17 protein-coding genes and 4 tRNA genes are annotated in these 22,397 nt (G+C 60.4%); 18 read left to right on the forward strand and 3 right to left on the reverse strand.

Annotation, left to right across the window (positions count from 1 at the left end; genetic code table 11):
• Positions 1-105: 105 nt before the first annotated feature.
• From gltX to AB4N85_RS04655, 12 genes are all read left to right on the forward strand, one after another.
• The gene (gene gltX / locus AB4N85_RS04600) at positions 106-1,587 is read left to right on the forward strand and encodes a glutamate--tRNA ligase (protein WP_016773920.1); all 1,482 of its coding nucleotides are present in this window, start codon (positions 106-108) and stop codon (positions 1,585-1,587) included.
• A gap of 188 nt (positions 1,588-1,775) precedes the next feature.
• A tRNA-Ala gene (locus tag AB4N85_RS04605) sits at positions 1,776-1,851 on the forward strand.
• A 79-nt stretch (positions 1,852-1,930) separates the two neighbouring features.
• Positions 1,931-2,006 (forward strand) — tRNA-Glu (locus tag AB4N85_RS04610).
• A gap of 53 nt (positions 2,007-2,059) precedes the next feature.
• A tRNA-Ala gene (locus AB4N85_RS04615) sits at positions 2,060-2,135 on the forward strand.
• An 80-nt stretch (positions 2,136-2,215) separates the two neighbouring features.
• Positions 2,216-2,291 (forward strand) — tRNA-Glu (locus AB4N85_RS04620).
• Between the two features lie 182 nt (positions 2,292-2,473).
• A complete protein-coding gene (locus tag AB4N85_RS04625) occupies positions 2,474-3,013 on the forward strand; it encodes a TetR/AcrR family transcriptional regulator (protein ID WP_041478525.1) in 540 nt (179 codons plus the stop codon).
• A 30-nt stretch (positions 3,014-3,043) separates the two neighbouring features.
• Positions 3,044-3,877: an alpha/beta fold hydrolase gene (locus tag AB4N85_RS04630; RefSeq protein ID WP_016773922.1), complete on the forward strand. Its 834-nt coding sequence runs from the start codon at positions 3,044-3,046 to the stop codon at positions 3,875-3,877.
• 46 nt (positions 3,878-3,923) lie between these two features.
• The gene (locus AB4N85_RS04635; protein WP_016773923.1) at positions 3,924-4,367 is read left to right on the forward strand and encodes an acyl-CoA thioesterase; all 444 of its coding nucleotides are present in this window, start codon (positions 3,924-3,926) and stop codon (positions 4,365-4,367) included.
• A 175-nt stretch (positions 4,368-4,542) separates the two neighbouring features.
• Positions 4,543-5,502: a tRNA dihydrouridine synthase gene (locus AB4N85_RS04640; RefSeq protein WP_252869122.1), complete on the forward strand. Its 960-nt coding sequence runs from the start codon at positions 4,543-4,545 to the stop codon at positions 5,500-5,502.
• A gap of 119 nt (positions 5,503-5,621) precedes the next feature.
• Positions 5,622-6,068, forward strand: a complete 447-nt coding sequence (locus AB4N85_RS04645; RefSeq protein ID WP_016773925.1) for an Hsp20 family protein — start codon at positions 5,622-5,624, stop codon at positions 6,066-6,068.
• Positions 6,069-6,256: 188 nt separating this feature from the next.
• Positions 6,257-6,952, forward strand: coding sequence for a DUF1266 domain-containing protein (locus AB4N85_RS04650; RefSeq protein ID WP_217850860.1), 696 nt, complete (start codon positions 6,257-6,259; stop codon positions 6,950-6,952).
• On the forward strand, positions 6,949-9,642 hold the full coding sequence (locus AB4N85_RS04655) for a DUF805 domain-containing protein (RefSeq protein ID WP_252869123.1): 2,694 nt from the start codon (positions 6,949-6,951) through the stop codon (positions 9,640-9,642). Before AB4N85_RS04650 ends, AB4N85_RS04655 begins: the two co-directional genes overlap by 4 nt.
• Here the strand turns inward: AB4N85_RS04655 and AB4N85_RS04660 are convergent.
• The 3 genes from AB4N85_RS04660 to AB4N85_RS04670 all read right to left on the reverse strand — a co-directional run bounded on the left by AB4N85_RS04660 (position 9,639) and on the right by AB4N85_RS04670 (position 15,657).
• The gene (locus AB4N85_RS04660) at positions 9,639-11,330 is read right to left on the reverse strand and encodes a molecular chaperone HscC (protein ID WP_252869124.1); all 1,692 of its coding nucleotides are present in this window, start codon (positions 11,328-11,330) and stop codon (positions 9,639-9,641) included. The two genes, AB4N85_RS04655 and AB4N85_RS04660, sit on opposite strands and share 4 nt — an antisense overlap.
• Positions 11,331-11,424: 94 nt before the next feature.
• Entirely contained in the window at positions 11,425-14,703 is a 3,279-nt protein-coding gene (locus tag AB4N85_RS04665; RefSeq protein ID WP_460067163.1) for a PAS domain S-box protein, read from the reverse strand.
• Positions 14,704-14,766: 63 nt separating this feature from the next.
• The gene (locus AB4N85_RS04670; RefSeq protein ID WP_024012384.1) at positions 14,767-15,657 is read right to left on the reverse strand and encodes a LysR family transcriptional regulator; all 891 of its coding nucleotides are present in this window, start codon (positions 15,655-15,657) and stop codon (positions 14,767-14,769) included.
• Between the two features lie 139 nt (positions 15,658-15,796).
• Between AB4N85_RS04670 and leuC the strand changes: the two genes are divergently transcribed.
• The 6 genes from leuC (at position 15,797) to AB4N85_RS04700 (ending at position 22,346) form a co-directional block, all read left to right on the forward strand.
• A complete protein-coding gene (gene leuC, locus AB4N85_RS04675) occupies positions 15,797-17,227 on the forward strand; it encodes a 3-isopropylmalate dehydratase large subunit (RefSeq protein WP_041478531.1) in 1,431 nt (476 codons plus the stop codon).
• A 2-nt stretch (positions 17,228-17,229) separates the two neighbouring features.
• Complete coding sequence (gene leuD / locus AB4N85_RS04680; protein WP_024012386.1) at positions 17,230-17,874, forward strand: 3-isopropylmalate dehydratase small subunit; 645 nt, start codon at positions 17,230-17,232, stop codon at positions 17,872-17,874.
• 132 nt (positions 17,875-18,006) lie between these two features.
• Positions 18,007-18,774, forward strand: a complete 768-nt coding sequence (locus tag AB4N85_RS04685; RefSeq protein ID WP_056784380.1) for a class I SAM-dependent methyltransferase — start codon at positions 18,007-18,009, stop codon at positions 18,772-18,774.
• A gap of 55 nt (positions 18,775-18,829) precedes the next feature.
• On the forward strand, positions 18,830-19,912 hold the full coding sequence (gene leuB / locus AB4N85_RS04690) for a 3-isopropylmalate dehydrogenase (RefSeq protein WP_016773933.1): 1,083 nt from the start codon (positions 18,830-18,832) through the stop codon (positions 19,910-19,912).
• 65 nt (positions 19,913-19,977) lie between these two features.
• Positions 19,978-21,090, forward strand: a complete 1,113-nt coding sequence (gene asd, locus AB4N85_RS04695) for an aspartate-semialdehyde dehydrogenase (protein WP_016773934.1) — start codon at positions 19,978-19,980, stop codon at positions 21,088-21,090.
• 245 nt (positions 21,091-21,335) lie between these two features.
• A complete protein-coding gene (locus tag AB4N85_RS04700) occupies positions 21,336-22,346 on the forward strand; it encodes an aspartate-semialdehyde dehydrogenase (RefSeq protein WP_041478533.1) in 1,011 nt (336 codons plus the stop codon).
• Positions 22,347-22,397: the final 51 nt, after the last annotated feature.

Here is a 22,397-nt window from a genome sequence, read left to right on the forward strand (position 1 = left end):
CTTAGGGCATCTGGCTTAAATACCCTGCCCGCTGGAGCGGGGCGGGTGTCGCCTGTTACCATTCGCCGCTTGATTGTTCTGCTCTTCATTTTTTCGAGACAAGCCATGACCACCGTCCGCACTCGCATCGCGCCATCGCCTACCGGGGACCCCCACGTAGGTACCGCTTACATCGCATTGTTCAACTACTGCTTTGCCAAGCAGCATGGCGGTGAGTTCATCCTGCGCATCGAAGACACCGATCAGTTGCGTTCGACCCGCGAGTCCGAACAGCAGATCTTCGACGCCCTGCGCTGGCTCGGCATCGACTGGAGCGAAGGCCCGGACGTCGGCGGCCCGCACGGCCCGTATCGGCAGAGCGAGCGCGGCGACATCTACCAGAAGTACTGCCAGCAACTGGTCGACATGGGGCATGCGTTCCCGTGCTTCTGCACCGCTGAAGAACTCGATCAGATGCGCGCCGAGCAAATGGCTCGTGGCGAAACTCCGCGCTACGACGGCCGCGCGCTGCTGCTGTCGAAGGAAGAAGTCGCGGCGCGCCTGGCCGCTGGCGAACCGCACGTGATTCGCATGAAGGTGCCGAGCGAAGGCGTCTGCGTGGTGCCGGACATGCTGCGTGGCGACGTCGAGATCCCGTGGGATCGCATGGACATGCAAGTGCTGATGAAGACCGACGGCCTGCCGACGTACTTCCTCGCCAACGTCGTCGACGATCACCTGATGGGCATCACCCACGTGCTGCGTGGCGAAGAATGGCTGCCATCGGCACCGAAACTGATTTTGCTGTACGAATACTTCGGCTGGGAACAACCGGAGCTGTGCTACATGCCGCTGCTGCGTAACCCGGACAAGAGCAAGCTGTCCAAGCGCAAGAACCCGACCTCGGTGACGTTCTACGAGCGCATGGGCTTCATGCCGGAAGCGATGCTCAACTACCTCGGCCGCATGGGCTGGTCGATGCCGGACGAGCGCGAGAAGTTCTCGCTGCAGGAAATGGTCGACAACTTCGACCTCAAGCGCGTATCCCTCGGCGGGCCGATCTTCGATATTGAGAAGCTGTCGTGGCTCAACGGCCAGTGGCTGCGCGATCTGCCGGTGGAAGAATTTGCCGCCCGCGTGCAGAAGTGGGCGTTCAATTCCGAATACATGATGAAGATCGCGCCGCACGTACAGGGTCGTGTTGAAACGTTCAGCCAGGTCGCACCGCTGGCGGGGTTCTTCTTTGCCGGCGGCGTGAATCCGGATGCCAAGCTCTTCGAGTCGAAAAAGCTCTCCGGCGATCAGGTTCGCCAGTTGATGCAGTTGATCCTGTGGAAACTGGAAAGTCTGCGGCAGTGGGAGAAGGACAGCATCACCGCGACGATCCAGGCGGTGGTCGAATCCCTCGAGCTGAAACTGCGCGATGCGATGCCGTTGATGTTTGCTGCGATCACCGGGCAGGCGAGTTCGGTGTCGGTGCTCGATGCGATGGAAATCCTCGGCCCGGATCTCACCCGTTTCCGCTTGCGCCAGGCGATTGACCTGCTGGGCGGCGTATCGAAGAAAGAAAACAAGGAATGGGAAAAGCTCTTGGGCGCCATCGCCTGATTGCTTTTGCTTCTTTGCAGGACTGCCGAAGGCTGTGATCTTTTGATCCTGCCTTCGGCGTTTCTCCCGAATTTACGGGGGAGGGCGGTAAGTGATTGTTATCCCGGCAAAAAATTTTGAAATTTTTCAAAAATAAGTTTGACAGGCTTTCGATACGCCCTTAAGATTCGCCCCGTCCTCAGCGATGAGGGGCTATAGCTCAGCTGGGAGAGCGCTTGCATGGCATGCAAGAGGTCGACGGTTCGATCCCGTCTAGCTCCACCAATTTACACTTCGAGGTCTGGCCACACCGGCCTTGAAGCGATCAACACTCAGCGTTGATCAGTTGTATAGAAGGGTTTGCGTCCCCTTCGTCTAGTGGCCTAGGACACCGCCCTTTCACGGCGGTAACAGGGGTTCGAGTCCCCTAGGGGACGCCAGTTTTACAGAAGTGATGTTGCAAGAGATCACTCCGCCGCGAGGCGAAAAATCCGGGGCTATAGCTCAGCTGGGAGAGCGCCTGCATGGCATGCAGGAGGTCAGCGGTTCGATCCCGCTTAGCTCCACCAATTTTACAGTTCAAGGTCTGGCCACACCGGCCTTGAATCGATCAGCTCTCAGCACTGATCAGTTGTATAGAAGGGTTTGTGTCCCCTTCGTCTAGTGGCCTAGGACACCGCCCTTTCACGGCGGTAACAGGGGTTCGAGTCCCCTAGGGGACGCCACGATTACCCGCTCTGCGGGATTTTATAAGGGTCATTCAATTATTGAATGGCCCTTTTGTTTGTCTGGCGTTTGGCCAACTCTCCTTTTTCCTTACACTGTGCTTCAGACCAGCGGTCATATTCATGACTTGCGGAATATTATTATGCGAATAATATTCTAGTCGTAATATTCGGAGGCAACGATGAACGATAAAAAAGCTCAAACCCGCGAACGCATCCTCAAGGCTGCCAGCGCCGCATTGATTCAACGCGGCCCGGCAGACCCGAGCGTGGGTGAAGTGATGGGCGCCGCCGGGCTGACTGTCGGCGGCTTCTATGCGCACTTCGAAAGCAAGGACGCGATGATGCTCGAGGCGTTCAAACAGCTGCTGGGCCGCCGTCGCGACCTGATTGCCGACATGGACGCCGATCTGACCGGCGAAGAGCGTCGCGCTTTGGTGGCTGCGTTCTACCTGTCACGCAAACACCGGGATTCCAGCGAGGCTGCATGCCCGATCCCGGCCTCGATTGGGGAGCTGGGGCGTTTGCCGGAGTCGTTCCGCATTGCGCTGAACGAGCATTTGGAATTGATGGTCGCGCAACTGGCGGCCAGCCCTGAAGACACCGACAAGGCTTTGGCCGATGTCGCGTTGATGGTCGGTGGTCTGGCCTTGGCCAGAGCGCTGGGTCCGGGAGATTTATCCGATCGATTGCTGCGCGCTGCCAAGTCGGCGGTGCGTTGACCTGAAGGCAACAAGCCTGAGGAGAGTGCGATGAACGCGTTGAAGTGGGTTCGTGGCGTTAACGGTACCTTGGGCTGGTTTGCACCGAAACTGGTGGCAAGCAAAATGCGTCTGGCGTTCATGACGCCCCGCGCGCTACCGCTGCGCGATTGGGAGCTGCCGCTGTTGGCCAGCTCCGAACGCATCACATTGCGCTTCGGTCTGTCGGCGCTGCGTTGGGGCCAAGGTCCTACAGTGTTGCTGATGCATGGTTGGGAAGGGCGGCCAACGCAATTCGCTTCGCTGATAAACGCTTTGGTTGATGCTGGCTATACCGTCGTCGCGCTCGATGGCCCGGCCCACGGTCGCTCCCCTGGGCGAGAAGCCAATGTAGTGCTGTTCGCCCGCGCCATGCTTGAAGCCGCTGCCGAATTGCCGCCGCTGCAAGCGGTTATCGGCCATTCCATGGGCGGCGCCAGCGCGATGCTCGCCGTGCAATTGGGGCTGCGCACCGAAACCCTGGTCAGCATCGCCGCACCGTCGCGGATTCTCGGCGTGCTGCGCGGTTTCGCGCGAATGGTCGGCATGCCGCCGCGCGCGCGTTCGGCGTTTATTCGTCAGGTCGAGCAGGACGTCGGCATGCGCGCCGCAACGCTGGACGTGGCCCACTATCAACTGGATATGCCCGGCCTGATCGTCCATGCCGAGGACGACAATTTTGTCTCGGTCAAAGAATCGCAATTGATTCACGAAGCCTGGTTCGACAGCCGCCTGCTGCGCCTGGAAAGCGGCGGCCATCAGCGGGTGCTGGCCGACCCTCGAGTGATTGATGGTGTGTTATCTCTGCTTGCCGGTCGCAGCCTTCAGGCGCGCCAATCAGCCTGAGCTCCGTTACACTGCCCCGGTTGAATACTTTGACCGGGAGTGGGGCATGGGCTGGGATCGGGCAACGCCGTTTACCATTGATCTGCAAGTAGGCGCCGAAGACATCGACGGGCTCGGGCACGCCAACAACGCCGTTTACGTGACCTGGCTCGAGCGCTGCGCCTGGCGCCATTCGCAGCGCCTCGGCCTGGACCTGGTCGAATACCGGCGTCTGGACCGAGCAATGGCCGTTGTCCGCCACGAAATCGATTATCTGGCCGCCGCCTATGAAGGCGATGAACTGCAACTGGCGACCTGGATCGTCGATTGGGATCAGCGCCTGAAAATGACCCGGCATTTCCAGCTCAAACGCCCCAGCGACAACGCCACCCTGTTGCGCGCGCAGACCACATTTGTGTGCATCGAACTGTCGACCGGCAAGCCCAAGCGTATGCCGGCGGAATTTATCGAAGGCTATGGCCCGGCGATCCAGATTGCAGAAGCCATGTGAATCTCACCCTGTGGGAGCGAGCCTGCTCGCGAAAGCATCGCGTGAGTTACGCATGCGTCAACTGACAGACCGCCTTCGCGAGCAGGCTCACTCCCACAGAGATATGTGTAGTTCTGCGGATTTGTGCGATATCCAGTAAACTGCCGCACGTTTTTTCTTCAAGTAGTGTTTCCCCATGCAAATTGCTCTGGCGCCCATGGAAGGGTTGGTCGACGACATCCTGCGCGACGTGTTGACCCGCGTTGGCGGCATCGATTGGTGCGTGACCGAGTTCATTCGGGTCAACGACCAGTTGCTCACGCCGGCCTATTTCCACAAGTTCGGCCCCGAGCTGCTCAACGGCGCTCGCACCGCGTCCGGCGTGCCGCTGCGCGTGCAATTGCTCGGTTCCGATCCGGTGTGCCTGGCGGAAAACGCCGCGTTGGCCTGCGAGCTTGGCTCGGAAGTGATCGACCTCAACTTCGGCTGCCCGGCCAAGACCGTCAACAAATCCCGTGGCGGCGCCGTGCTGCTCAAGGAGCCGGAGCTGCTCAACCAGATCGTCGAGCATGTCCGTCGCGCCGTCCCGGCGCACATCCCGGTCACCGCGAAAATGCGCCTGGGTTTCGACAGCCCGGACGGCTCGCTGGTCTGCGCCACGGCACTGGCCGAAGGCGGGGCAGAGCACATCGTCGTACACGCGCGGACGAAAATGGACGGCTACAAACCGCCGGCGCATTGGGAGTGGATCCCGCGTGTGCAGGATGTGGTCAAGGTCCCGGTCTTCGCCAACGGAGACATCTGGAGCGTCGAAGACTGGCGCCGTTGCCGCGAAATCAGCGGCGTCGAAGACATCATGCTCGGTCGGGGGCTGGTCTCCCGCCCGGATCTCGCTCGGCAGATCGCTGCGGCGCGCACTGGCGACGAGGTCGTCGAGATGACCTGGGCCGAGCTGATGCCGCTGATTCAGGACTTCTGGCTGCAGGCCAAGGCGCAGATGACCGCACGCCAATCGCCCGGTCGCCTCAAGCAATGGCTGGCCATGTTGACGCGCAACTACCCGGAAGCCGCCGAGCTTTTCACTGTTCTGCGTCGCGAAACCGAGCCGGATCAAGTCTCGCGCTTGCTCGGATTGCCGCTCGTCGAAGCCGCATAAAAAATCTCAAAATATTCTCTTGAAATCAAAACAGCGGTCCCTATCTAAGGGTTACGCGATGCCGAATTCGGGTCGCGGAGACACAAAACCTTGCTGATTGTTTTCAGGAGATTTGAATCATGAGTACTGCATTTTCTCTCGCGCCACTGTTCCGTTCCTCGGTAGGTTTCGACCGTTTCAACGACCTGTTCGAAACCGCCCTGCGCAACGAGCCAGGCAGCAGCTACCCACCCTACAACGTCGAAAAACACGGTGATGATCAATACCGTATCGTCGTCGCGGCCGCCGGTTTCCAGGAAGAAGACCTGGACCTGCAGGTCGAGAAGGGTGTGCTGACCATCAGTGGCGGCAAGCGTGACACTGACGAAAGCGTCACGTTCTTGCATCAAGGCATCGCCCAGCGAGCCTTCAAGCTGTCGTTCCGTCTGGCCGATCACATCGAGATCAAGGACGCTGCGCTGCGCAACGGCCTGCTGAGCATCGACCTGCTCCGTGTGATCCCGGAAGAAGCGAAAGCCAAGCGCATCCCGATCAATGGAGCGCAGCAGCCGGCGTTGCAGCATTGATTCATGTGCTGACACACAATCGCCCGAATCGGCGATAAGCCGCTGAACGAAAGGCCCCGATACGTCGGGGCCTTTTTTGTGCGCGCAATCAAAGCGATGCAGGGTTTGCCGCTGTTGTCGGGGCTCTTTACAATCTGCGCAGTTTTGCCGACCCCCATATCCCAGCGGTCGGCCTGGAGCCTTTTTTCATGGACGAGATTCAACAGCGCTGGCTGTGCGCGTTGTCCGCACCAATGGCCGCGCTCAACACCGGCGCCGGGTATGACGACCCGGCGTTCTGCAACGATCGTTACATCAACCTCAAGGAAAGTTGGGGTATCGATGATCGGCAACAGTTGTTCGACATGCTCGGATGGATGACCGACGACGGCCATGCCAAGCACCTCAGCGGGGCCTATCTGGCGTGGCAGCGATGCCTGCCGAGTGAATGGCAGTCGTTGCTCAATGATCTGAGCCCGCGCGAGCGCGTCCTGCATGAATTTGCCAGCCGTACCTTCGGCAGCTGTGGTCCCGGCGGCATTCTGTCCTGGGATTACGGCCGGATGGGCTTTCTGTTGCGCTGCGCCGTGCGTAATCAATGGATCGATCTGGCCGAGAGCAACTGGTTGCACAGTCGTCTGGCGTTGAGGGCGCAGTTTCATTACGGCAGCTGGATGGCTTATTTCAACGGCTTTCTGGTGGGACGAACTTTTTGGTGCTGCATGAGCAAAAGCGATGATGAACTGGCGGTCGAGATGAGTCGTGAGGGCACCAGCGCTTTCAACACCAGGATTGCCCGAGGCCTTGCGCAAAACATTCCACACTTTCTCGCCGATCTGCCTTGGCACATGGATATTGATCCGCCGTCTCGTCCGGCATCGCTTGGGGAGTTCGACTGGTCATGAGTTGCTGGATTCGACTGGGCATTGAACCGACTACTGACGAAACCCTGATTCGCAGCGCCTATCGCGCCCGTTTGCCGGCGCACCATCCGGAAACCGACCCGGAAGGTTTTCAGGCGCTGCGCATGGCCTACGAGAGTGCCCTGCGTCTGGCCCGTGAAGAGCAGCAGGAAGAGGCTGAAGACGAGATTGACGCTGCACAAGCCAATGTCGTTCGGGCGCCTCAAGCTTTCTTGGATTTCTGTGCGCTGCTGGATGATCCCGCGCGACGCTTCAATCACGCGGCGTGGCAGGCATTCGTCCGGACGCTGGATGACTTGTCACTGGAGGTTTTCGATGACCTCAACTGGGGCTTGTACCACCGACTGTCCGGCGCCGGTCCGTTGTCCTACCGTTGTGCGAATCTGTTGGCGCAACGCATGGCCTGGGACCAGCAACTGTTGGATTTGGCATTCGACGATGCGCAAGCGGTAGAAGGCTTTTTGCAGCGCATCAAGGCGCCCGACCCGTTCGACACGGATCTGATGAGCGCCTGGTCAGAGCCGGCACAGACCGAGTCGCTGTGGTATGCCCGTAGCCTCGATTTCATCTTTACTCAGCGTCCGCTTCACGAGTTCGCCGAGTTCGCCAGTCGGCACACGTGCTTGCCGTTGCCCAACGATGCCGCGTACCTCAAGCGTCTGCTGGTGCAGTTCACCCAAGCGGGGATGGGCGCGCCGACGTTCCTGCAGTGCTGTGCCGAACAGCACGATGCCGCGCCGGATAACGTCGACTGGCTGTACCTGCTGGCGTGTCAGTACAGTCTGTTGGGGCACGACGATCAAGCGTTTCCATGCTGGATTCGGCTCTGGAGCGAACATCGCCATCCCGCGGCAGAGAGTCGCTTGCTGGAGCTGTGTGCCAAGCGTCAGCCGACCTTTCTGCCGTTGCTGATTCAGGCGTTCGATCGTCTGGAGGACTGCGCCGTTTGGCCGGACGAGCTGGGTGCTGAGTGCCAGGTGTATGGCAGTCCGTCACAGCGGCCCGAGACCTTGACGCGTTGGTTGGGTGTCGGACGGCTCAAGCTTGATGCACTGGCGCAAAGCTTTGTTGATTGGCGCATGGCGGGCGACGAGCTGCCATTGCTCGCGCAGTTGATCGGCGAAAACCACGACAGCCGTTTGCTGCGTCTGTACCGGCACGCCTGGGCGCTGCATCGTGGTGATTCGGCCTTGTTGCAGCAGATTGTCGACGAACCGCTGCCGGTGGATGCGCTGGAATGCCTGGTTTTGAGCGGCCTGAAGTATCAGGCCAGGCAACATCTGCATTGGCTGGCCAAGGCGCCTGTTGCGCAGGCCATGAGCGCTTTCACTGACTCGCAAACACTTTCACCGCAATTGCCGCTCGCGTTGTCCGAAGGTGCGCTGCACAAGGTTTGTCGTCTGTGGTTGCAGCGCTTGCGGCCCTATAGCGACACGGCGCTTGCACGCATTGCCGACGCGTTCGAACTGAGTGCGGTCAAAGACGGCAATGACCTCTCGGAGCTTGATCTCATGCTCCAGTTGAGTCGGCGCGCGACAGGTTTGCCGCCGATCGGTTTGGGAGCGGCCATCTGGGATTGGCACGCTCAAACCGTATTTTTGCTGGCATTGCTGGAACAACCCGAGCGCTGGTTGCAATTGATTGATGCGCAGTGTCTGGAGCGTTTGCCGTTCAATCCTGCGCATCCTTTGAGCCGACTGCAGCCGCTATTGCGGCGCTTGCTGCGTGAGCAGGGCAATGGCGCCGGTTTGCTGGGGTGGTTGCAGGGTGACGATCCTGTGCACGGTTTGCTGGTGCAACAGTTGTTCAGTGTCGAGCAGGCTCTCGACAGCGCCAGGCTGCCCGCCAATACCCTGCTTTACACCTGCGTCGAAAGTGACCGTGCGGCGTGCGGCGATGACCTGCTGGGCTTGTTGATGTTCTGGGGCGTGCTCTACCACGATCCAAGCCTGAGCGTCGAGCAGCACCGGGCGTTGTTGCAGTCGATTGAAGCGCTCAGTTGCGAGGATGACTGGTTCGAAGCCTTTCGCGACGGTCTGATCAAGGGCGAACCGGTGTGGCCACCGCGCAAGGTGTTGACGGATTTCGGTGTCGACAAACTATTGGCCTATGAGGCGCTGGATGCGCTCAAAAGCTTGATTCGCTACGGCGCTGCCGGTGTGCCGAAAACGCGAGTATTGCGGCAACTGCAGCAGGGTAAGGATGACGTGCAGAACAGCGTCGGTTTGCGCTTGGCACTTTGCGCGTTGCTGTCGTGGTCGGAGCGGTTGCTGTTAGCCAACAGTGATGTCCAGCCAGTACCAGCGAAAGCTTTCTGGCGCCTCGGATCACGGCTGGGGCGCAAGGCTTTTATCGCTCAGGTCCTGGGATGCGTGGTGGTCACACCGATAGCCGGGCTGATAACGGGCACGACGATTGGCGGGATGGTCATCTTTTTGCTTGGCGTACTGCTGTTGTTCGCGGCAGTGCTACGGCGGTTGCACGATATGGGCCGGGGCATACCGACACTGCTGATATTTCTTGGATTGTCGCCGTTTCTGCCATTCCTGCCGCTGGTGCTCTTCGGTTTTCCAGGAGACAAACTGCCCAATCGCTACGGCGTGCCGCCGGACGGTGGGGCAGATATGTTGTCCGGCGGATTGCAGGCGGCTCTGCGGCGACTGAACGGCTAAAGACGCATCTGATCCAGCGCATCATTCAGCGCTGAGCGGTGGCTGGCGATTGCGCCGGGTTGCTGGCCGGCAAGCACGGTGTTGAAGGTATCCATCCACTCGGCAATGCGCGCGCGCTCGTCGCCCAGACTTTGCATCCATGCTCGCTCCAGACGTGCGAGCAGGGTGCGGTTGGGCAGGGCGTCGCGAGGGTGGACTTTGAGCGTCGCGAGCCGGGCATGGCTGTCTCTGCGCGCCTGTTCATCCAGTCCGGTCGGGCTGCGGTCGATGCTGTGGCCGTAACGTTCGCCGGTTTCCAGAAGCGTGACGTCTACTTCCAGCAGGCCGTTGATGTCATAGCTGAAACGCACATCGAGACTCTGCAGTTGCTCACTAGGGGTGAACTGGATGTCGAAAGAATCGATGAAAATATTGTCGCGTACCCACGGGCGTTCCCCTTGATACACCGCGATACGGATTTCAGTCTGTTGCGCAAACGTCGTCGAGTAACGCTGCACCCGTGACGTTGGAATCACCGTGTTGCGCTCGATGATCGGCGAGAACGCGCCACTGACGCCTTCGCCACGATTAGTCGAAATCCCCAGCGTATACGGACAGACATCCGTCAGAATCAATTCCTCGACCGCACCGTCCCGCGCCTTGCATGCCGCCTGCGTCGCCGCCCCCAGCGCCACGATAGTGTCTGGATCAAGATGCCGATAAGGCAGGCGTCCAAACAACGTGGCGACCATTTGCTGTACCGCCGGCATGCGCGTGGCGCCACCGACCAGCACCAGGCTGTCGAGGTCGCGCGGTTTCAGTCGGGCATCGCGCAGAGCCTGTTCGATTGGCGCGCGCAAGCGGGCCAGCAACGGCTCCCATATTTTTACTGCAGCGGCTTCATCCAGTTCCCATTCGAATGTCTGCTCGGCATGCCGCCAGCTCAACTGCTGCGCGCCTTCGCCGAGTTTGCATTTCAGCTGTTCGAGGGCATCACCGAGGCTGGCCATGGCTTGTGCATCGATCGTTGAGGGGGTGAGTTGCCAATTTTTCAGGCAGGCCTGCAACAGGGCTGCGGTGAAGTCTTCGCCGCCAAGAAAGTTGTCGCCAGTGGAGGCGTGCACTTCGATCAGCGGCAATGCGTATTCGAGCACGGTGACGTCGAACGTGCCGCCGCCGAGATCGAAAATCAGCGTGCGTTCGAACTTCTGTTCGTGCAGGCCGTACGCCATGGCGGCAGCGGTCGGTTCGTTGATCAGGCGCGTCACGGACAGTCCGGCCAGTTCGGCGGCGAACAAGGTACGCTTGCGCTGCTCGTCACTGAAATATGCCGGTACGGAAATGACCGCTTCTGTGACCGCCTGGCCGAGAAAGGCCTCCGCGTCCTGCTTGAGTGAGCCAAGTACCAGCGCCGACAACTCTTCCGGGCTGAACTGGCGAGAGCCGAGCTGGATTTGCCTGTCGCTGCCCATGAAACGCTTGAACGCGGCGGCAGTGCGTTCCGGGTGCGTGGTCAGGCGGGCGCGGGCGGCTTTGCCGACCAGAATCGTGTCGTCTTCATCAAGGCTGACCACCGACGGTGTCAGCACATCGCCGAGGGCGTTAGGGATCAGTTCGGCGCGGCCTTCACGCCAGACGGCGATCAGGCTGTTGGTGGTGCCAAGGTCGATGCCCAGCAGGGCCGGGCGGGGAAGGGATGCATCCTGCATGGTTGATCTCGAAGCGGCGCAAAAAACGCGACCCTACAGGCTGACGCAAACCGTGGCAATTGTTGCTCTGTTGCCAGTCTGTGCGACCGCCGATTCAGGGCAGCAGTTTTTTCAGATCCTCCAACCCCACCGGCCGGCTGTGCAGATAACCCTGATACAAATGGCATTCCAGCCCCTGCAAAAACGCCAGTTGCGCGGGCGTCTCCACGCCTTCGGCAATCACTTCCAATTCCAAGCTGCGGGCCATCGCGACAATTGCGCGAATGATCTCCGCGACATTGGAGTCAGTGGTTGCATCGCGGATGAACGACTGGTCGATCTTCAGGGTGTCTACCGGTAGCCGCTTCAAATACGTCAGCGATGAATAACCGGTGCCGAAATCGTCCATGGCGAAGCTCACGCCGAGCTTTTTCAGCCGGCGCATTTTGCTGATGGTGTCTTCCAGATTCTGAATGACGATGCCTTCGGTGATTTCCAGTTTCAGTAGCGAGCAGGGCAGGCCGTGGCTGGTCATGCTGTGTTCGATGCGTTCGACGAAATCGTTCTGGCGGAACTGCCTCGGGCTGATGTTCACGCACAGGCTGAAGTTCAGCGGGTCAACGAGTTTCAACGCGATCAATTGTTTGAAGGCGTTACAGGCTTCATCGAGGATCCAGGTGCCGACTTCGAGAATCAGGCCGCTATCTTCCAGCACCTTGATGAACTCGGTAGGCGATTGCGCGCCAAGTTCAGGATGGTTCCAGCGTACCAGGGCTTCGGCGCCGATGATGCGGTTGTCGCGGGCATCGACTTGCGGCTGGAAGTGCACGTTGAACTCGCCGCGCGACAGCGCCAAGCGTAGGTCGGTCTCCATGCGCAGGCGTTCGCTGGCCGCTTTCTGCATGGTGTTGTGATACATCTGCGTGGTATTGCGCCCGGAATCCTTGGCCCGGTACAGGGCGATGTCGGCGCGTTTGAGCAGGTCGGTCGGGGTCGAACCGTGATCGGGAATCAGCGCCACGCCAATGCTCGGCGTCACTTGCAGGCGCTGGCCATCGAGGAACATCGGCTCCGAAAGCAATTCGCGAATGGTGTTGGCCAGCGCGCGCACTTGTTCGCTGACTTCACTGCGCGAACCTTCGAGGCCGCTGAGCAACACCACGAACTCATCGCCACCGAGGCGAGCTACCGTGTCTTCCATGCGCACGCTGGCTTCGAGCCGCGCGGTGATGATTTTCAGCACGGTGTCGCCGACCGGGTGACCGAGGGAATCGTTGATGTGCTTGAAGTGATCGAGGTCGAGAAACAGCAAGGCGCCGCGCAGATTGTGGCGCTTGAGCAGGGCGATCTGCTGACTCAGGCGATCCATCAGCAAGGCGCGGTTGGGCAGGTTGGTCAGCGGGTCGTGATAGGCCAGGTGACGAATCTGCGCTTCGGCGTTCTTCAACAGGCTGACATCGCGCGCGGTCAGCAGCAGGCACGCGGTTTCATTGAGGGTGATCGGCTCGACCGAGACCTCAACGGTGAGCAACTCGCCGCGCTTGTTGCGCCCGAGCATTTCCTGATGATGCACGCGGCCCTTGATCTGCAACTCGGCGAGTAGGGTCGAGCGTTGTTTCTCTTCGGCCCAGATCCCCACCTGATAAACGGTTTTGCCCACCACTTCGTCGGCGCGATAGCCGGTGAGGCGACAGAAGCCGTCGTTGACCTCCAGATAACGCCCGGTGTCGCGCTCGGTGATGGTGATGGCGTCAGGGCTGGAGTGAAACGCCTTGGCAAATTTTTCTTCGCTGGCCTTCAGCGCCGCTTCCGAGCGTTGTTGCTGGGTGATGTCGCGCAGGGTGGTGACGATGCACGGCTGGTCGCCGACGCTGATCTGCCGGCTGGAAATCACGCAGGTCAGCGACTGGCCGTCCTTGTGCTGGACGAGAATGGCCACGTTGCTCAGGCCTTGTTCGCGAATCACCCGTTCGATGCGTTGCAGGCTCTTTGCCGAGGCGTCCCACAGGCCGATTTCTTCGGCGGTGTGGCCAATCACATCGGCGGCGCTCCAGCCAAAGGTCTGGCTGAAGCTCGAATTGATTTCGATGAATTCCCCGGTTTCCTGGCGCGTGACGCAGATCGGATCGGGGCTGACCTGAAACAGCGTGGCGAATTTCTCTTCCGAGGCGACCAGCCGCTGCTCGCGCTCGACCTGATCGGTGATGTCCAGCAACGTGCCGGCCATGCGCAGCGGCGCGCCGTTGTCGTCGCGATAGAGACGCGCGCGGCTTTCCAGATAGCGCGAGCTGCCGTCGGGCAATTGCACGCGGTAGGTCAGTTGATAATTGCCGGCCGGACCTTCGCGCAGGCTGCGGTAGGCGTCGCGCATGCTGTCGCGCTCCTCGCCCGGCACGCCTTCGAAAAACTCCTCGAATGATTCATGGAATGGAATCGGCTCCAGCCCGTGCAATTGCGCAGCGCGCGCCGATCCGTAAAGCATGCCGCTGGGGATGTGCCAGTCCCAGGTGCCGAGTTGCGCCGAGTCCAGCGCCAGGTCGAGGCGCTCCTGGCTGTCCTTCAAGGCCAGTTCGGCGGCTTTGCGTTCGGTGGTGTCGAGGAAGGTGCTGAGCAGATAGGGCTGGCCTTCGAGCTCGACCTTCTGTGCACTGAGGATGCCGTCGTGCACCTGGCCATTGCTGGCGCGAAACTGCACTTCCATGCTGATCAGTTCGCCCTTGGCTTTGGTTTTCTTCACCAGTTCGGCGCGTTGCTCTGGGTGCACCCACAGGCCCAGTTCCAGGGTGGTGCGGCCGATTGCGCTTTGCACCGGCCAGCCGAACAGGCTTTCGAAATACTGGTTGGCCTCGCTGATCAGACCGTCATCCTGACGGGTCAGCAGAACCATGTTTGGGCACAGGTGGAAAAGTGTCGCGAAACGTTTCTCCGAGCTGCTCAGGGCCTGCTCGCGCTGGCGTTGGTGGGTGATTTCGCGAATCACCCCGATCATTCGGGGCCGGCCGTTCTTGTCTGGCAGCAGGCTGCCGCTGATCTCCAGCCAGTGCAGGCTGCCGTCGGGCCAGCGAATACGGTGATGCATCGCCTGCTCCAGAGGGGCGCCGGCGATCACCGCGTGGAAAGCACGCACGGTTTTCGCACGGTCTTCCGGCGGCAACAGGTCGAGGTATTCCAGGTCGGCAGGTAATGGCTGCCGTGGATCGAAACCGAACAATGCCTGAGTGCCCCGTGACCAGCTGATCTGCCCACGTTCGATGTCCCAATACCAGGCACCGAGCCGCGCGCCGTTGAGCGCGGCGAGCAATTGCGGCGCGCTTTCCCAGCTCTGCTCGGAATGGCGCGGATCAACAGCCTGGATTCGCGGCATCGGCGGAATTCGGTCAACAGATTTCGGCATTGTCAGCGGGCCTTGAGCTGAGTGGCGTGAGGCACAGGAGCGGCTCTATAGGAGTAGCACAAGTCAGGCCGGGATCCCTGGCCGATCGATTTGTGCATCCAGCAGGGCCATGAAGGCGCGTGCTGCATTCGATAGCGTCCGTTCGGTGTGCAAGATATAGCCTAGCTGGCGAGTGAGCTGTATGCCCGGCAATGCGATGCTTGCCACTTGTTCGTCGAGCATGGTGCGCGGCAGCACGCTCCAGGCCAGGCCGATGGAGACCATCATCTTGATGGTTTCCAGATAGTTGGTGCTCATGGCGATGTTCGGCGTCAGGCCCTGGGCTTCGAACAAACGCTGGACGATGTGGTGGGTAAACGTGTTGCCGCCGGGGAAAACCGCCGGATGACCGGCGATGTCCGCCAGACTGACGGCGCCGTTGTTGATCAGCGAATGCTCCGGGGCGACGACGAAATCCAGCGGGTCGTCCCACACCGGCGTGGCTTTGACCAGGGTGTGCGGCTCTGGCGCGAGGGTGATGACCGCCAGTTCTGCGCGGCCGTGGAGAATTTCCTCGTAGGCCACTTCCGAATCAAGGAACTGAATATCCAGCGCAACCTGTGGGTAGCGGCGGGTGAACTCCCTTAATAGAGGCGGCAAGCGGTGCAGGCCGATGTGGTGACTGGTCGCCAGCGTAAGGCGGCCGCTGACTTCACCGGTCAGGTTGGTCAGGGCGCGGCGGGTGTCGTCGAGCACATTGAGAATCTGATAGGCCCTTGGCAGCAGGGCGCGACCCGCCTCGGTCAGACCGACTTCGCGACCTAGTCGATCAAACAGGCGCACTTTCAATTGCTGCTCAAGCCCGGCGATGCGCTTGCTGATCGCCGGTTGTGTCAGATGAAGGCGTTCGCCGGCGCCGGAGAAGCTGCCGGTCTCGGCGATGGCAATAAAAGCATTCAGGTTAGCCAGATCCATGTCGCATTCCAGTTGGTTATCCAAAGCATAAAAAATATGAATTTGAGTTATTTAATCTAACCCCATAGGATCGGCCTCACAAGCCAAAGGGTTATTGATAAGCCCAGGGCATAGAAACAAGCTGATGAGGAACCGTCTGATGGCCGGCAAAACGCTCTACGACAAGCTCTGGGATTCGCATTTGGTCAAGCAGCGCGACGATGGCTCGGCGCTGATCTACATCGATCGTCACATCATCCACGAAGTGACTTCGCCGCAAGCTTTCGAAGGCTTGCGTCTGGCCGGGCGCAAGCCTTGGCGCATCGATGCCAACATCGCGACCCCGGACCACAACGTACCGACCACTCCGGAGCGCAAGGGCGGGATCGAAGCCATTGCCGACCAGGTCTCGCGTTTGCAGGTGCAGACCCTCGACGACAACTGCGATGAATACGGCATCGTCGAATTCAAGATGAACGACGTGCGTCAGGGCATCGTTCACGTGATCAGCCCGGAGCAGGGCGCGACCCTGCCGGGCATGACCGTGGTTTGCGGCGACTCGCACACCTCGACCCATGGCGCATTCGGCGCGTTGGCCCACGGCATCGGCACATCCGAGGTCGAGCACGTGCTCGCCACGCAGTGCCTGGTGGCCAAGAAAATGAAAAACATGCTGGTGCGCGTCGAAGGCCAATTGCCGTTCGGCGTGACCGCCAAGGACATTGTCCTTGCGGTGATCGGCAAGATCGGCACCGCCGGCGGTAACGGCCATGCCATCGAGTTTGCCGGCAGCGCGATCCGCGATCTGTCCGTCGAAGGCCGCATGACCATCTGCAACATGTCCATCGAAGCCGGCGCCCGCGTGGGCCTGGTGGCGGCAGATCAGAAGACCATCGACTACGTCAAAGGTCGTCCATTCGCGCCGAAGGGCGAGCAGTGGGACATGGCCGTCGAAGCCTGGAAAGACCTGGTTTCCGATGCCGATGCCAAATTCGACACCGTGGTCGAGCTCGACGCCGCGCAAATCAAGCCGCAAGTCAGCTGGGGCACTTCGCCTGAGATGGTTTTGGCTGTTGATCAGAACGTGCCGGATCCGGCCAAGGAAATGGATCTGGTCAAACGTGACTCGATCGTTCGCGCCTTGAAATACATGGGTCTGACCGCCAATCAGGCGATCACCGACATTCAGCTTGATCGCGTATTCATCGGTTCCTGCACCAACTCGCGCATCGAAGACTTGCGCGCCGCTGCGGTCATCGCCAAGGGCCGCAAGGTCGCCTCGACCATCAAGCAGGCAATCGTCGTGCCGGGCTCGGGTCTGGTCAAAGCGCAGGCTGAAGCCGAAGGGCTGGACAAGATTTTCCTCGAGGCCGGTTTCGAATGGCGCGAGCCGGGTTGCTCGATGTGCCTGGCGATGAACCCGGACCGTTTGGAGTCCGGCGAGCATTGCGCCTCGACTTCCAACCGTAACTTCGAAGGCCGTCAGGGCGCCGGTGGCCGTACCCACTTGGTCAGCCCGGCCATGGCGGCAGCAGCAGCGGTGAACGGCCGTTTCATCGACGTTCGTGAATTGATCCAAGGAGCACAGTAAAGATGAAGGCATTTACTCAGCACACTGGTCTTGTCGCGCCTTTGGATCGTGCCAACGTCGACACCGATCAGATCATTCCCAAGCAGTTCTTGAAGTCGATCAAGCGCACCGGTTTTGGTCCGAACCTGTTCGACGAGTGGCGTTATCTGGATGTCGGCCAGCCGTACCAGGACAACTCCAAGCGCCCGCTGAACAAGGATTTCGTCCTCAACGCCGAGCGTTATCAGGGTGCCAGCGTATTGCTCGCCCGCGAGAACTTCGGCTGCGGCTCGAGCCGTGAACACGCGCCGTGGGCGCTGGAAGAGTACGGTTTCCGCAGCATCATCGCGCCGAGTTACGCCGACATCTTCTTCAACAACAGTTTCAAGAACGGCCTGCTGCCGATCATTCTCAGCGATGCAGAAGTTGATGAACTGTTTAAGCAGGTTGAAGCCGAGCCGGGTTATCAATTGCAGATCGACTTGCAAGCGCAGACCGTGACCCGCCCGGATGGCAAGGTGTACAGCTTCGAGATCGATGCGTTCCGCAAGCACTGCCTGCTCAACGGTCTGGACGATATCGGCCTGACCTTGCAGGACGGCGATGCGATCGCGACGTTCGAGGCCAAGCATCGAGTTAGCCAGCCGTGGTTGTTTCGCGACGCGTGATTCGAGATTGATGTAGTCAGGGCTGGCCCCTTCGCGAGCAGGCTCGCTCCCACCTTGGAATGCATTCCCCTGTGGGAGCGAGCCTGCTCGCGAAGACGGCAGCGCAAACAACATAGATACCAGGATGTGCCCATGACCAGTACCGCCCAACACACTCAGGTCGTACAAAAGCAATTCGGTGAACAGGCCGCCGCCTACCTGAGCAGCGCGGTTCACGCTCAAGGCACCGAATTCGCATTGCTACAGGCTGAGCTGGCCGGGCAGGGCGAGGCTCGTTTGCTGGACTTGGGTTGCGGCGCAGGCCATGTCAGTTTCCACGTCGCTCCATTGGTCAAGGAAGTGGTGGCTTACGACCTGTCGCAGCAAATGCTTGATGTGGTTGCCGGCGCTGCCGTTGATCGCGGCTTGAACAACATCATTACCGTCAACGGCGCTGCCGAGCGCTTGCCGTTCGTTGATGGCGAGTTCGATTTTGTGTTTAGCCGGTACTCGGCGCATCACTGGAGCGACCTCGGTCTCGCCTTGCGCGAAGTGCGCCGGGTGCTGAAGCCGGGCGGGGTGGCGGCTTTCGTTGACGTGTTGTCACCGGGCAGTGCGTTGTTCGACACTTACCTGCAAAGCGTCGAAGTGCTGCGCGACACCAGCCATGTCCGCGACTACTCCGCCGCCGAGTGGCTGCGCCAGGTCAGCGAGGCTGGTCTGCATGTGCGCAGTACCACCCGGCAGCGCCTGCGTCTGGAGTACAGCAGCTGGGTCGAGCGCATGCGCACACCTGACGTGATGCGCGCGGCGATCCGCCAGTTGCAGCAGTCGATGGGCAACGAAGTGCGTGAGTATTTTGAGATAGATGCCGACGGCTCGTTCAGTACCGATGTGATCGTACTGATGGCCGAGCGATAGGAATTTTTCCCGGCGCGCCGTTCACTGGCGCACCGCTTGAAGACACGAGGAAAGCATGAGCAAGCAGATTCTGATTCTCCCGGGTGACGGTATTGGTCCGGAAATCATGGCCGAAGCGGTCAAGGTGCTGGAATTGGCCAATGACAAGTACAGCCTGGGCTTCGAGCTGAGCCACGACGTGATCGGCGGCGCGGCCATCGACAAGCATGGCGTGCCGCTGGCCGACGAAACCCTTGATCGCGCCCGCGCTGCCGACGCCGTGCTTCTGGGCGCGGTCGGTGGCCCGAAATGGGACACCATCGAGCGTGACATCCGCCCTGAGCGCGGTCTGCTGAAAATCCGCGCGCAACTGGGCCTGTTCGGCAACCTGCGCCCGGCGATCCTCTATCCGCAACTGGCCGACGCGTCGAGCCTGAAACCGGAAATCGTTGCCGGTCTGGACATCCTCATTGTCCGTGAGCTGACCGGCGGCATTTACTTCGGCGCGCCGCGTGGCACCCGTACGCTGGACAACGGCGAGCGTCAGTCCTACGACACGCTGCCGTACAGCGAAAGCGAAATCCGCCGCATCGCCCGTGTCGGTTTCGACATGGCCATGGTTCGTGGCAAGAAGCTCTGCTCGGTGGACAAGGCCAACGTCCTGGCATCCAGCCAGTTGTGGCGCGAAGTGGTCGAGCAAGTGGCCAAGGATTACCCGGAAGTCGAACTGAGCCACATGTACGTCGACAACGCCGCCATGCAGTTGGTGCGCGCACCCAAGCAGTTCGACGTGATCGTCACCGACAACATGTTCGGCGACATCCTCTCCGACGAAGCGTCGATGCTCACCGGCTCGATCGGCATGCTGCCGTCGGCCTCGCTGGATTCCAACAACAAGGGCATGTACGAGCCGTGCCATGGTTCGGCGCCGGACATTGCTGGCAAAGGCATTGCCAACCCGCTGGCGACGATCCTGTCGGTATCGATGATGCTGCGTTACAGCTTCAATCTGCACGACGCTGCCGATGCCATCGAAAAAGCCGTCAGTGTCGTGCTCGATCAGGGCTTGCGCACTGGCGACATCCACTCGGCCGGTTGTACCAAAGTCGGTACGCAGGAAATGGGCGACGCAGTAGTCGCCGCGCTGCGGAATCTGTAATCTCTCGGGCCCGCTGCGAAATTCAATACAAAGCAGCGGCCCACTTTCAAGAAGGTGTAGTTGCGATGAAACGTGTAGGTCTGATCGGTTGGCGCGGGATGGTCGGTTCCGTGCTCATGCAGCGGATGCTGGAAGAGCAGGATTTCGATCTTATCGAGCCGGTGTTTTTCACCACGTCCAATGTCGGTGGCCAAGGCCCGTCCGTGGGCAAGGACATTGCTCCTCTCAAGGACGCTTACAGCATTGACGAGCTGAAGACCCTCGACGTGATCCTGACCTGCCAAGGCGGCGACTACACCAGCGAAGTATTCCCGAAGCTGCGTGAAGCCGGCTGGCAGGGTTACTGGATCGACGCGGCGTCGAGCCTACGCATGAACGATGACGCGGTGATCATTCTCGACCCGGTCAACCGCAAGGTCATCGACCAGCAGCTGGACGCGGGTACCAAGAACTACATCGGCGGCAACTGCACCGTCAGCCTGATGCTGATGGGCCTGGGCGGTCTGTTCGAGGCCGGTCTGGTCGAGTGGATGAGCGCCATGACCTATCAGGCGGCCTCCGGTGCCGGCGCGCAGAACATGCGTGAACTGATCAAGCAGATGGGCGCGACCCACGCCGCTGTCGCCGATCAACTGGCCGATCCGGCCAGCGCGATCCTCGACATCGACCGTCGCGTGGCCGAAGCCATGCGCAGCGACGCGTACCCGACCGAAAACTTCGGCGTACCGCTGGCCGGCAGCCTGATCCCATGGATCGACAAGGAACTGCCGAACGGCCAGAGCCGCGAAGAGTGGAAGGCCCAGGCCGAGACCAACAAGATTCTCGGTCGCTTCAAGAGCCCGATCCCGGTCGACGGCATCTGCGTGCGCATCGGCGCCATGCGCTGCCACAGCCAGGCGCTGACCATCAAGCTGAACAAAGACGTACCGATCGCCGATATCGAAGGGCTGATCAGCCAGCACAACCCTTGGGTCAAGCTGGTACCGAACAACCGCGAGATCAGCATGCAGGAGCTGAGCCCGACCAAGGTCACCGGCACCCTGAATGTACCGGTCGGTCGTCTGCGCAAGCTGAACATGGGTTCGCAATTCGTCGGCGCCTTCACCGTCGGCGACCAGCTGCTGTGGGGTGCGGCCGAACCGCTGCGCCGCATGCTGCGAATCCTGCTCGAGCGTTGATCGCTTGAAGCATTGAAGAAGCCCGTGCCTTGTGAGAGGTGCGGGTTTTTTTATGCCAAGGATTTCTCCGGTGTCTGTACTGCCTTTTTCGCGAGCAGGCTCGCTCCCACATTGAAATGCGGTCCCTGTGGGAGCGAGCCTGCTCGCGAAAGGGCCGGTCCAGCCGCCGCAAATCCTGCAGAAATTGCCTGCGCGCCACCCACCCGGTAAAGTGCCGCTCCCCCCGTTTTGCCAGAGGTAGCTCCATGACCCAGACTTTCGATATCGCCGTTATCGGCGCCACCGGTACTGTCGGCGAAACCCTCGTACAGATTCTCGAAGAACGCGACTTCCCGGTCGGCAACCTGCACCTGCTGGCCAGCAGTGAATCGGCCGGCAGCTCGGTGCTGTTCCGCAACAAAAACGTCCGCGTGCGCGAGGTCGACGAGTTCGATTTCAGCAAGGTCAGACTGGTGTTCTTCGCCGCCGGCGCTGCGGTGTCGCTGAGCTACGCCGCCCGCGCCCATGCTGCCGGTTGCTCGTTGATCGACTTGTCCGGCGCCTTGTCCACCGATCAGGCGCCACAGGTGGTGCCGGAGGCCAATGCCGATATTCTCGCCAGTCTGAAAAGCCCATTCCAGGTCAGCAGCCCAAGCCCGTCTGCTACGACGCTTGCGGTGGTGCTGGCGCCGTTGCTCGATCTGCTCGATCTGCAATACGTCAACGTCACCGCCAATCTGGCCGTTTCGGCACAAGGCCGCGAGGCAGTCACCGAGCTCGCGCGGCAGACCGCCGAGCTGCTCAACATGCGCCCGCTGGAGCCGACGTTCTTTGATCGGCAGATGGCGTTCAACCTGCTGGCACAAGTCGGTACGCCTGATGCGCAGGGCCACACGCTGCTGGAAAAACGATTGGTTCGAGAGCTGCGCCAGGTTCTGGCAAAACCTTTATTGAAGATTTCTGCCACTTGCGTTCAAGCCCCGGTGTTTTTTGGCGATAGCTTTAGCGTGACCTTGCAGTCAGGCAGCGCTGTTGACCTGGAAAAGGTCAACGCAGCGCTTGAGGCTGCACCGGGCATCGAGCTGGTCGAGGCCGGTGATTATCCGACCGCGGTCGGCGATGCGGTGGGGCAGGACGTGGTCTACGTAGGCCGCGTGCGGACGGGCGTCGACGACCCGGCGGAACTAAATCTTTGGCTGACGTCAGATAACGTACGCAAAGGCGCGGCGCTCAACGCCGTGCAACTGGCTGAGTTGTTGATAAAAGACCTGCTGTAAAAGATACTTGGCAACAATTTGTCGACTGATTCTAGGTGAGCGCTATGCTTG

It is taken from the genome of Pseudomonas sp. H1_G08, from assembly GCF_054681355.1.